An 824-nucleotide genomic window follows, 5' to 3' on the forward strand; every position below is an offset into this window, starting at 1 on the left:
ACCTTGGTGCTGCCCGTGCAGTCGAATGTGTAGTCGGCGCCGCCGATCTGGTCGGCGCCACGCTTGGTCATGTTGACGAGGTAGGGCACGACATCGCCGTCGATCTCCTTCGGATTGACGAAATGCGTCATGCCGAAGCGCTCGCCCCACTCCTTCTTGTCGTTGTTCAAATCGACGCCGATGATCATGTCGGCGCCGGCAAGCTTCAGGCCCTGGATGACATTGAGGCCGATGCCGCCGAGGCCGAAGACGACCGCGGTGGCGCCGATCTCGACCTTGGCGGTGTTGATCACGGCACCGATGCCGGTGGTGACGCCGCAGCCGATGTAGCAGATCTTGTCGAAGGGCGCGTCGGGATTGACCTTGGCCAGTGCGATCTCGGGCAGCACGGTGAAGTTGGAGAAGGTCGAGCAGCCCATATAGTGAAAGATCTTGTCCTTGCCGATCGAGAAGCGCGATGAACCATCGGGCATCAGCCCCCGGCCCTGCGTGGCGCGGATCGCCGTGCAGAGGTTCGTCTTTCTCGACAGGCAGGACGGGCACTGGCGGCATTCGGGCGTATAGAGCGGGATGACGTGGTCGCCCTTCTTGAGCGAGGTGACACCCTTGCCGACATCGACCACCACGCCGGCGCCTTCATGGCCGAGGATGGCCGGAAACAGACCTTCCGGATCGGCGCCCGACAGTGTGAATTCGTCGGTGTGGCAAATGCCTGTCGCCTTGATCTCGACCAGCACTTCGCCCTCGCGCGGGCCCTCGAGGTCGACCTCCATGATCTCCAGCGGCTTTCCGGCGGCAACAGCGACAGCGGCGCGGGTTTTCAT

At 63.1% G+C, this 824-nt stretch carries 1 protein-coding gene; it reads right to left on the reverse strand.

The window, feature by feature from the left end:
* On the reverse strand, positions 1-824 hold an 824-nt coding region (locus EN955_RS34585), incomplete at both ends, for an alcohol dehydrogenase catalytic domain-containing protein (protein ID WP_127223580.1).

The sequence above is a fragment of the Mesorhizobium sp. M7A.F.Ca.CA.001.04.2.1 genome (assembly GCF_003998485.1).
In the GTDB taxonomy this organism is placed as follows: Bacteria; Pseudomonadota; Alphaproteobacteria; order Rhizobiales; family Rhizobiaceae; genus Mesorhizobium; species Mesorhizobium ciceri.